The following is a 12,167-nucleotide window of genomic DNA, read 5'->3' on the forward strand; positions in this document are numbered from 1 at the left end:
GATCCCCTCAGTCGTCCGAGGGGATCGTGGAATTCCACTCCGTCACGACCAGGGCATAGCCCCCGCCATCCACATCGTTAACCTTCAGGGACAACTTGTCCTGGATGATACCGGGCGTGGCCGCCCCTGATCGCATCGTGGTGAGCCTGGTCTCTATTTCAACGGGCGCACTCCTGTCCGGAATCCATCGCACCCTGGCCCATTCCCAGGCGCTGAAGGCAACCACCCCCCGGAATGCCTCACGGGCGGCGTTGAACAAGCCATCGCTGCTCCTGCCGTTCAACAGGGGATTGAAATGGCAAAATGCGTTGAAAGAACGCGAGTCGCCGATATTGATGCTAAGCGTTCCATACAACTCATCGATAAATTGCACGAGCCGATGCGACAGATCCAACCTCGTGCCCGTATCGCCTTCGATGGTTGGTGGTGCCGGTACCTTCCACGCGGGACGAGGGGTCGTGAAAAGACGGAGGGCTTTGAACACGACGAGTGGCGTGCGAGTCAGGACGAATCGATCCTCGAACCCTCGGCCTACCGCCCCTCCCGGCGGTACCTCCGAGCCCCGGACCATCACGACTGGCTGTTCCAGGTCGAGGTATGTGGTGCCGGTCACGACAGGCGCGGGTCGACAGAACACCGTCGCGTCCTCACTCGGGGAGAAGACCATCGAGTCATTCAAGGCCGCATCGGCGAGGGGGCGCGCTTTCGCCAGATCGCTACCCGATTGCTTGTCGATATCCTCCCATGTGCGATAGAACTTCTCGATGAGCTTCCGCGCTTCTTCGAGTCTCGGCGTGGGTGCGGGCGATAGTCCTACGTCGGTGGATCCACGCGCGGGCTGAGATGTCGGTACCGGAATGTCGATGTCGATAAAGATCGACTCGATCACCCTCGGTACGTCCTTTCCCGCCAACTGGAGAACCAGCTGTCCCTTGTATGTCCCGGCAGGGATATCCGGATTGTCCGATGACAGGTACTGAATGCGGAAATAAGTGTTGAACGGCCGGCCCACTTCCGCGCAGTAGGTGTTGATCCCGTAACTCCTGCTGCCCTCCGGAAGGCGCCTGGCGCGCAACTTGACCGCACGTTCCACTCCGTTGGAATCCGCGACGGTAGCCTGCAAGAAGCTCGGTGAGGCCGAGTCGTACACCAGGGTGGTCGGTCCTTCATCCGCTGACAGGGTCAGGTAGCCTGCCGCGGTCGGAATCGACGGTGCGGCCGTCGACGTGTGCAAGACCCACTCATCGTTCGTCGCCGCGGGTTTTACGGAGAGCGTCACGCATCTTGGGACATCGAGGGTGAGAGCCGGGAAGGCTACCGCGCTGGATTCGTCGGTACCACCGTCCAGCGCGGCCTTGAAGATGATGTGCAGCTGGCCATAGTCGCCCAGGTCATCGACATAGCCGAATGGCAGCGGAACACGGAGTCCTTCAGTGGCTTCGGTGGATGTCACCGTCCGTGACGACGGAAACATGCCCCGTTTGCTCACGGAGCCATCGGCCCTTACTCCTTCACAGCGCAGCCATACGCGCTGACCTTCTTTAATGCCGGGCCATGCCGACAAGACGATCGTTGCCCCGGCGGCGATGTCGCGGCGATCGAGTGCGTTGCGCCCGCGCACTTCGACAACCGAGGGGCGGGAAAGAAGCCCCGTCCTGGAGGACTCGCGTTCCGTACTCGTGGCGGGGACCGACGTGAGCAAGCCCTCCACCTTTTCCTTGAACTCGGTGCCACCCCAGGCCGAGGAGTAGTCGAGGTGGATCTCTATATCCTCGATCTCGTTCCGCATGAGTCGGGAGTCATTTCTCTCGCCAGGAAAAACAAGCGTCCAGGACGAAATCGCTCCGGTGCCTTCGAAGGTGCCGTATCGGCCGTCGGCATGTTCGGCACGTAGCATGATGGTTTCCATCGGATCGGCGTGCGAACGCGGCGATGCGTGCGAGAGCACCATCTGCTGGTCGCCTCGCAGGTCGCGCACGATGGCTTCCATGTTGCCCTTGTCCGGGTTGTAGAGGTACTCCGCCCCCTCCGGATCCGGACGAAACAGCAATGTATTGGACGACTGCGTGAGCACGGCACGTATTTCCGTGTCGGCATGCAGGATCGCGGCATTCGTCTTGGGCACCAGGACAACGGCGAGATGTCGTATCTGCCGCAGGTAATGGCCGGGAAAATCGGCGTCGAAGACGTTCGCGTCGAGGGAAAAATGTAACTTTCCCGTATTCAGCTGACTCTCGAACTCGCCATCCAGCAAGCTTCGCAGCGATATCGTCTTGTGTATCTGCAGGCGGCGCACGCGGCGACGCAGGTAAGCCCCTTGCAGCGCATGCAAGTCGTTCTGCAGCGCTTCTCCAGCGAACATGCCGCGCCTTGGCCCCTCCCACGCATCCAGGCGCACGTGCCGGCTATCGAAGTCACCGGTCTCGTAGCGGTAACTGGCTTGGGCATCCAGGCACAGGGCGAGCACGGACTGGTAGGAGGAAGCGAACAACTCGCCAAGGCGACCCAGCATCCAGGTGTAGGTGGAAGCGATGGCAAACCCGGTGGTCTGCACCTCGAATTCGCCGCGCAGGTGATCGCGCCGCTTGATCGCCTCGTTCAGTTCGATGGCCGCCGATTCCGCGCGCGATATCTGTTCGTCGAGCTGGGAGGTGAGGATGCGGAGGTCATGTTCAGCCTGCGACTTGTTGTATGCCCATTCTTCGTTGCGCCGTTCATAGCTGGCCTCCGCACGCAGGTCTTCCGCCAGCAACCGGGAGCCTTCGGAAGTGACGTCGAGTGCCTTGTCGAGCGCTTCGACGGGCCCCCAGACCGATTGGCCGCCCACGGCGAATCCAAATATGTTCGGAACGACCTTCAATCCACCGCCAACGGCGATAGGTATATAGCGTGCGTACTGCGTCAGCACGCCAGCAGTGGCCATGACCGACCCGGCAATCTCCAGGCCGCTGCGGGGGGACATGAGTTGCCCGTCATAGTATTGGATACGAGCCTTGATGGCCTCCTGGGTCAATTGCAGCGAATTGCGTTCGCGTCTCGCCGTCTCGACGGCCTTCCGCCGCAGCGAAATGTCGAAATCGGCCAATGCCAGCAGGTTCCTTTGCCGTTCGACGTCCAGAGCGTTATCCGCTTCGTGTTCGTAGATGCGGAACAGGTAACGACCGAGGTCGGTCAGTCGCTCCACCGCGGCAAGGGCCATGACCATCACCTCGCGGAAGCGATACGCGGGCATGGTGCTGAGGGACAGCATGCGCGAGCTGCTTGTCGACCCACGCCGACCGCCGCCCCACCCGCTCTCCACGTCCTCGTCGCCATAACCCAGGTACGGGATGCGCACGCCGTCGATCGTCCGCCCGTGGCGCAGGTTGTCGAGGCGCGCCAGCAACAACGAGCGGCGGTCGCGCAGTGCGCGGTTGACCGGTTGAACGAACGACGCGCTGCGGGAACCTAGCGTGGTCGGCGTCCACGGCCGTGCCTCGGCGGGTTCCTGGAGCGAGCCGATAAGCTGCAGTGACTTCTGGTAACAGAGATTGGCTTCACGCAGGCTGTCGATAGTCATCCGGCGGAACTGTTCGTCACCTTCCATGCGCCACACGTCGACCAGGAACGCATGGATCGCCTTGCGGAAATGGACGGCGTTCTCGTAGCCAGCCAGCTCCGGAGCTTCGCCGGTATTCCTGGCACCATCGAGGGGGTAAACCATGGGCAGGCAATTCCAGAACGGTATGGGTGCCGTCGTTTCAGTGGTGCGCCCACGATAGGGGTCGAACAGGTAGCGACTGCACCAGCGCCAGGCTTCGGCGTAATGGGCCTTTTCACACAGGCTCCAGGCCACCAGCCAGGGCAGGTGGAAGAACAGTTCCCAGAAATGCAGGCCATTGGCACCGCGAAAATCCACGAAGCCGCCGCTGCCTCCGGCACGCAGGGCGGGTTCGGGCAGCGTCTGGGCATCGATCGACAGCACGGCGTCCACGGAGCGTGTCGCCCGGGCGACCAGCTGTTTGCCGAATAAGGTATTCAGGCGGATCGGCGGCAGGCTGGATTCGTCCAGGTCGAGGTATTGCGCTTGTGCGCTGTTTCGACGGAGACGCACCGTCGGCACGCGATCATCCGGCAGTTGTGTGTTCGCTTCGGTGATATTCGTGAGCGTGTAGGGCGCGGTGATGCGTATCCATTCGTGGTACTCGCCCCCCGCGTCGGAAATCGGATCGGTCGTGGTCTTCAGGATCAGGCGGAAGGTGTAGTCGGTCTCGTCGGCGTCGACCGGAATACGTGCGACGATACGTTTCGTGCCGCGCTTGAAAGCATTCAGGGTTTCCGTCTTGATTACCACATCGGTGTTGCTGCCCGCGACAAGTTTCGCCAGCCGCCCGAGAAGATCGCGATAGCGGGTGTTTTCACGCGCCGCGAAAAGAACGATTGCCGTGCGCACGTCGTCGGGAAGTTTGGCTCGTGTGTCATCCGGGAGCGTGCCGCCGAGCGTGCCGGCCACCAATCGGACGAGAGCGTTGCGCAGAGATGGCCGACTCGTCGCCTGCATGGCCTGCAGGAAGGGCAGGGAGCCTGACAGTGCGCTTCCGTCGGAGGTGCCGTATTCCAGCCCCTCCCTGCGGAGTGCCTCGTAATAGTCCACGGCGGGGACGCGCCAGGTGTCGGCCAGTACTGGAAGCCATGCGACCAAGGTGGCACGATCCGTCTCGGATGTCGCCAGTGCATGGAGGGTTTGCAGCGCCTGCGGCCCTTCGCCGTCACTGGATTTCAGGTCGGCCAGAAGTGTTGCGTCGGTGGCGGCCACTCCAGACGCCTTCGCATTTGCCGTCCGGGTAAGTTCGGCTCGTACCGGGATGGTGATCGCGCGTTCCTGGTCGATGTCGACAGGCTTCGCCTGTAGGACGCAGCGAATGGTCGGACTCTCGGCTACGAAAGCAATAACGGCAGTTCCGTCCTTCAAGTGATTATAAGGTCTAACTTCTTTCAATGCGCCTGGATCTTTCATCACATTGTCAAGGGTTTTGTTGATTTGAATCGACTTGGCTCGGTAGTCAAGACCGGAAACAACTTGTTCAAGAATAAAGATTGCGGTGGATTTCGTATCGCGAGACGATGTTCCGTTGACGGTTTCGTGAACCGAGGAATGCATAGTATTCGACGTAATTTCGATACTGTTGAGTATGATCTTATCGTTGGTCCAGGATTCGGTGCGCACAATGGCTTGCAACTTGCAAATGAAGCCGGTGTTGCCACCGCCACGCATTCCGCCGCGGCCGAGCGGGTATACACGAACGTCAATTGTGCAGTCGATGAGAACGCTGTCGATGTCAGCAACGGATTCGATCTTTCGTTGCGCCATAACTGTCGACCCCCACTCGCCTTCGAAGGTTCCGGTGACCTGGATTTCGCTTCCATCACGCGTTAGTTCCGCATGTACGTCGACCTTCTCCGGCGTGATCATCACGAATTTCTTGCGCAGTCCGGCAAGCTTCGCATCGTCTATCTTCACGGTCGGCTTCTCGTCTGAAGCCTTCAATCCATACTTCGCACCGATATACGGGTGCTGTACCACGCGCGGGTCGCGGTAGAGGTTGAACCAGTTTTCGACGAGCCGCTTCTCCAGGGTGTCGCCCTTGCTCGTGCCATCCAGGCGCTTCTCGTCGATCAGCAGCAAGTCGCGGACGGCGAGGAAGTAATCCTTTTCCGCAACCCATGTCATGGCTTCGCCGGCTTTTGGCTCGCGCTGGCTGTCGAACAGCATCGTGACCAGATAGGGCTCGGTTTCACGCTGGCCCTTGCGATTCTCCATGACGATGAGTCCGGGCATGTAGCTGCGCTTGAACAGCTTGTCGCGTTCCTCGTCATTGGCCGGTCTGCGGCGCGTGCCGTCGGCACCGTAGCCATCGAGGCTGAGCAGGGTGTTCGAGGCGCTCCAGTTGCCGTTGGTATCGAGATAGCTGTAGCACACGCGCATGGCGTAGTACTCGCTGGCGGCGGTCTCGGTGTCGAAGACGATGGCCGAGGTGTCGCGTTCGACCCAGACGAGATACTTGCGGCCGTCGATGGTCAGTGGCCGGACGGTCTCGATGGCTTTTCGCGAGTCGTCTTCGTCGTCACGGGCCACCGCCAGCGCAACCCTCGTGGCACGGGCCGTCTTTTCCGCGCTGACGGCGGCTGCTTCGGCTTCCACGGCGGCCTTTTGGGCAGCTTCCGGATCGGCGGCCGTCTTGGCGGCTTCGCGTAGTTCCGTGGCTTTCGTCCGTGCGGCTTCCGCCGCCGAGATATCGGCCGTCAACGTGGTGGCCAGGGTGTCGGCGGATGTGAGCGGCTGGGGAATCTTCGTTCGTGCCAGTTCGCCATTGACCGGCAGGTCGATTTTTTTCCAGCCACTCCAGGCGAGCATGCCGGTGCGGCCGTCCGCCGCTTCGACATCCATCCGGGCGGATTGCCAGAAGTATTCATGGGGTTCGATGTTGCTTCGGCCAACCAGGTGGAGTTCGTCCCGGACAGGATCGACGCCGTCGTGATAAGCGGAGATCACCTGGATATTGCTGGTTCGCTCGAAATCCGCGAGGTACCTGAGCAGGGTCGTGTCGATATCGGCGGGTCGGGCCTGTCCCTGCGCCAGTTGTGTTTCCAGGTCGAGGAAGGCGCTGGTCTTGCGTTGGCGGCGTGCGGGATGGATGTGGTTTTCAGGGTATTCCCGTCGTTCCCTGTATTGTCGCCAGTCGACGTAACGGGAACGAAAGGCGCTCCACTGGCGTCGTTCCTCCTTGATGTCCGCATTCGGGTTCAGATGCCTTTCCAGGCCGCTGAGCAAACGATGGATATAGAGCTGGAGGCTGTCCAGGGCGGCGGCCAGGCGCGTGGTCTCGGGTTCGGCGCCGACTTCGAGATCGGTGAGGAGCCAGGCCGAAAGTTCGTTGCGATCGGCGAATTTCCGGCCGTCGATATCCGTCGAATGGATAAGCAACCAGGAGACCATGGCATCGCGCCATGCTTCATTGTGCGTGCCCACGATGAGGTCGCGCTCGGACGGCTGGCAGGTGGCGAGCAGCAGTTGTGCGGCGGCTTCGATGTCCGCCGGACTGCTTTGAGGTTCCAGCTGACCGAGAGCGAGCATGGCCTCGATCGATATGGCCGTCCGATCGGCTAGGGCTTGCAAGCGCAGCAGCCAGGCGATGTGGCTCGCGGTCGTCAGGGAGTCACCTTGTGGGCGTGGCGAGATCCGGGCGGCGACGGATGTCACGACGGTCTTGTCCACCCCTAGCAATCTGGCAAGGCGCGTGGCCGGATCACCCTGTGCGTTGTCGCCGGCCGTGCCCAGGTAGGCGAGTAGGTCTTTGCCTGCCTTTTCGGGCTCGATGGCGGAGCGGGCCGCCACGTCACGTACCGTCTTGTTCCACTCGGCAAGGCGATGAACGACGATCAGCCCGGGGTTCCGAATGTCGCCTTCGTCGAGGTCGAACCATTCGCGATGCGTGCGCATTGCCTCCAGGGTGGGCGCATCGATAGCCAGTTGGGAAACCAGCTGCGATCGCTGGCGTAATGCACCCAGCCAGGGAATGGTTTCGCTGCCGGTCGAAGCGGTGCCGTCGACCAGGGCCAGGATCGATGCCGGCGTGGCACCGGCCCACTTGCCAAGGCTCGCGCGCGTATCGGGGTCGGTGATCTCCGGGATCAGCGCCGCGAGGATCTGTTCCGCCAGGGCACGCTGGCCATCGAGTAGCTCGCGAAGGCGCTGACCGATACGGGTTTTCGTCCGCGCCAGCTTGGCGGCGGTCGTTACGAGGTTGCCCGCGGTCGTGTCCTTCACCGCATCGAGCGCGCTTCCTATCCGCACGTCCAGCGCGGCCTGGTCCAGTTCGAACACGCTGTCCTTGAAGATGCCGGTACGTTCGATGAGCGGCGACAATACCCGGGTCGGAACGCGTTCGGCATCGATCGCGAAGGGCATTTCCAGGAAGGCGTCACGCAGGCGGCCATCGGTGACGATTTGTGTCCGGGCGGATAAGTTCGGAATGAGACGGGCGAGGTCGCTTCGCGTGAGAGTGCTTGCGCCGAGCAGGTTTCCTATCGACCTGGCGTCCAGGCGGTGCCGATGCAGCCAGTCCGAGAAATTCATGAGCGTGACGATTGCATCGACGATGTCGGGCTCGTCCGTGGCCGTGTCGACGATGTCGGATTCATCCGTGACCGCATCGTCGGATGCCAGCGTGGCATCGACCTTGCCGAGCGTCGGGATGCCAGCGAGTTGGTCGAAGAGATCGGGGTGCGTCGTTTCGAACAGGCGCAGCAAAGCCAGGCCATCCTTCTCGTCATGCCCCAGCCAACGGGGCAGCACGGCCAGGCGATGACATGCGGAGACCAGCGCCAGGTTTCGGGAAGGCGCCGTGAGTTCCTGCGCCCCGATGGTCCATTCAAGCAGGACGGATAGCGTGTCCGCGCCGATTCCCAGGCCGGCACACAGCTGTCGCCCCGTCGCGTCGCCGCCATCTATCGCGAACGCTCCGTCATCCATGGTGAGTGGCGCACCGGTGCCGGCGAGATCGCTGCCGCCGGCACCGGCGTGGAAGAGCTTGTCGTAGTAGGGGGTGTCGCGTCCGGTCGCGTAGGGAGATATCTCGTCGATAACGGCCGCATAGGCTTCCAGGCTTACCTGTCGGCTGTCGCGCAGATGGCAGTACAGGCCGAGGGCGCGCAAGACATGGACATCGACCTGAAAATCCTTATCTCTGCCCTGGGCGGCGAAAATGGCCTGGAGAAGCCGGTCGATGGCCGCGAACGGCATGCCCATGCCTGCATGAAGGCGAAGCATGGTGTCGATGCGCTGGAGGTGGCCCGTACTCAAGTTGTCGATGCGTGTGGTCTTGTTCGTCGCACCTCCGGCGGCGAGCCGCAGCGCGGGCGATTGGCCGTCGTTGATGAAGCACGCGCCGAAAGCGCTGCTATCGGCCAGGCCATCGGGTTTTCCCGCTGTGCTGACGGTCACGGAAGAGTAGGTACCGCTATCGTCTTTCGGAGCCACGCCGTTGACCGCCAGCAATTGCCGCAAGCGTTTGCGGTTCAGGCGGGTCGCACGCAGGAAAGCCGCCGAATCGGCCAGGCTATCGACCGTGCTGCCGGCGGGTAGTCCAAGGCGTGACCATAGAGCGCTGTCGTCGGCTGCCGGGGTGGTCTGCAGCGCCCGCAGCTGCGCAGGTGCCAGGCCCGTACAAAGCGTCAACGCGTTGCGCATCGACGTGTTGACGACCGTGCGATGGGAGAAATTGGGATAGTCCTCGTCTGTCTGGCGCAGCAGTTGCCAGGGATGCTGGCGTTTGCTTCGTAGCACCTGGATGACCAGGGCCCAGGCACGATCGAAGGGCAGGTTGGCCGGCGAGGTCGCGGCGGCCAACACGGCCGCGGCTTTCTCGTCGCCGGAGTGTGTGGACTCCACCATGGCCTCGAGGCATTCGATGACAAGACTCAATCGTGGAACCCGCCGGTTCAAGGCGGGTTCGTCGAGGATCAATCCGGGAATGTCCGGGCGTCGATACGCCAGGGGCTTGACCGGCGGGGTGCCGACCGCCGTTTCCAACCTGCGTACGATGCCGATCAGCGATTCCGCATACGCGAACGGACCGAAGCTGCTTTCGAGCGCCTCGTCCGGGCAGCGGTCGATACCCTGGTCGCCGAACAGGCTCGGATAGTCGGCGGTGAAGGTGTTTGCCAGTGACGGCGTATTTTCCAACGACTGAGACATGGCGAATCCTTTCGCACGGAAAACCGGGTGACTTTCTCGTCGATCGACCCTTGGGATTCGGGCAGGCGTCGTCGAGCGTCGAACCGACGCCCGCCCTCGGCCGGGTTATGCGTCCGCGTTGTCGACGATATACGCGGCGGCACCATCGATCGTGCCCAAGGTTCCCAGATCCTTCGGGAACGTCACGGCGTACTTGGCCGCAAGCGTTTTCGCCACGTCATTGACGAGGCTGCCCTTTACAACGATCAGTGGTTCGATTTCCGTCGAAGCGGTCAACTCAACGCATGCCTGCGCTTCGGTGCCTTGTTTGTTCCTTGCTTCGACGAGAATGACATCCAGGACCTCTTTCTTGGTCGGCTTGCTCATGGCGCGTTCCTCCTTGAATGATGGAAACGGCTCATGCCGGTTTCCTCACGCAGCATTCCGCTTCGCATAGGCCTTCGCCATATGTCATTGGTTGTAGGCGGACCATTGGACGCTTTCGTCACGGAGAAAGGCGAAGACCTTGGCATCCATTTCCGCTTCAGGCGTATGCGTGAAGTAGGCGGTGTCGTTGCGCGGCCCATCGTGACTGTCATCACCCGACCATTCCAGCACCGCCCATGACAGTGGCAAGTCGGCCATCAATAAGTGGTCCCAGGCATACGCCAGATGCCGCCGGGGATGCGTGCCCGCCTTCGCTTGCGACACGATGGACTCTTCGGCCGCATTCAGCGCAGCGCATGCCTGGCGATTCTTGAAGGCGGCATAGGCGTCCGCGTCCGCATGCGCGGTCGTTTCCGAAACGAAGTACGCGCGATCCCGCCGCGGTGGAAAGGCGACCGGCCCGCCGCATTTGCGGCCGATACCGGAACACTCCACCACGATCCATCTGACCTGTGGCTTGAACAACGCATGATCGAATTCGAGTGCAGCGAACATATGACCTCCTTGTGCCGGCCATCGCGCCCCACATCTTCCTCGTCCAGTCACGGATGCGGGTGCAGCCTCTGCACCATCCTCGTCCGCTCGACGCAGCCCGGCCATACGCCCTCCGGCGTAGGCGTGGCGCCGAAACCAGGCTCCCCGCGTTACTTGCCGGATGCCTGCCGATTCAGCGCCATGCCCTTGAGCACGTTCAGTGCCTGCGACAACGCGTAATCCTCGATGGCCAGCTTGCCGTCGTCGTCCGTCGTCGTGTTCTTGTCATCGGCGGCGGCCTTCTCGTTGACGAGGTGGTTCGGAAGGTCCGCTTCCGAGCCGATCAGTTGCGGTGGCGTATCGGCCTTGTTCACGGCGAGGTCGGCCAGGGCGATATCCGGCTTGATGCCTTCGGCCTGGATCGACGTGCCGTTCGGCGTGTAGTAGCGCGCGGTGGTGATCTTCACCGCGTGATCCTGATCGAGGGGCAGCACGGTCTGCACCACGCCCTTGCCGAAGGTGCGCCTGCCCATGATCAGTGCGCGATGGTTGTCCTTCAGGGCGCCTGAGACGATCTCCGCGGCCGAGGCGGTGCCGTTGTCGGCGAGGATCACCATGGGCGCGCCCTTGAGCAGGTCACCCGGATGCGCATCGAAGTGCAGGTTGGCGTCGGGGAGGCGTCCCTTGGTGGTGACGATGGTGCCGGAATCGAGGAAGGCATCCGCGACGCCGACGGCGGTGGTCAGCAGGCCGCCGGGATTCGAGCGCAGGTCGAGCACCGCGCCCCTCGGCGCACCGTTCTTCTTGATGAAGTCGGACAGCTTCTTGTCCAGGTCGGAAGCCGTATCCTCCTGGAACTGGCTCAGGCGGATGTACACGTAACCCGGATCGAGCTGGCGCACCTTCACGCTGGTGACGTTGATGCGCTCGCGCACCAGTGGCAGGTCGATCGGCTTGTCGGACTTCTCGTGAAGAATGGTGAGGGTGATCTTGCTGCCGGGGTCGCCGCGCAGTTTCTTGAACGCCTCGTCGATGTTCTGGCTGTCGACCACCATGCCATCGACTTTCAGGATGGTGTCGCCGGGCTTGATCCCCGCGCGCGAGGCGGGGGTGTCGTCGATCGGCGAGACGATCTTCAGCATGCCGTCCACCTGCAAGACCTCGATACCGAGGCCGCCGTACTGGCCCGTGGTGTCCTCGTCCAGTCCGTCGAGGCCTTCCTTGTCGAGGTATTCGCTATGCGGATCGAGGTTCTGCAGCATGCCGCTGATGGCGGCGTTCATGATGGTCTTGTTGTCGAGTTTCTCGACGTAGGCCTGCTGGACGATGTGGTAAACCCGCGTGAAATTGCGGACATCGTCCAGGCTGACCGCCTCGTCGGCTTTCTCGACGACGGCCGCCGCGCTGGTCGAGGACGCGGCGGGCGCGTCCGGCTGCTTGATCGGCTTCTGTTGCGCCTGGACGGCGGGAATCGCCACGACGGCGCCGAGTGCCAGCGCGAGGGCGAGGCGAAGGGGGTGCTGACGCATGC

The 12,167-nt window shown here is 62.2% G+C and carries 4 protein-coding genes; all 4 read right to left on the reverse strand.

All coding sequences use genetic code 11. From position 1 onward, the window contains the following. Nucleotides 1–7 precede the first annotated feature (7 nt). Nucleotides 8–9,736: a Tc toxin subunit A-related protein gene (locus ACR9Y6_RS17330; protein WP_481282408.1), complete on the reverse strand. Its 9,729-nt coding sequence runs from the start codon at nucleotides 9,734–9,736 to the stop codon at nucleotides 8–10. 105 nt (nucleotides 9,737–9,841) lie between these two features. Beyond that, complete coding sequence (locus tag ACR9Y6_RS17335) at nucleotides 9,842–10,102, reverse strand: hypothetical protein (protein ID WP_481282409.1); 261 nt, start codon at nucleotides 10,100–10,102, stop codon at nucleotides 9,842–9,844. 84 nt (nucleotides 10,103–10,186) lie between these two features. Continuing rightward, entirely contained in the window at nucleotides 10,187–10,762 is a 576-nt protein-coding gene (locus ACR9Y6_RS17340) for a hypothetical protein (RefSeq protein WP_481282410.1), read from the reverse strand. Between the two features lie 44 nt (nucleotides 10,763–10,806). Next, nucleotides 10,807–12,165 (reverse strand): S41 family peptidase, encoded by a 1,359-nt coding sequence (locus ACR9Y6_RS17345; protein ID WP_481282411.1) that lies wholly within the window; start codon nucleotides 12,163–12,165, stop codon nucleotides 10,807–10,809. Nucleotides 12,166–12,167 lie beyond the last annotated feature (2 nt).

Source organism: Luteibacter sp. TLI7-4A, assembly GCF_056754745.1.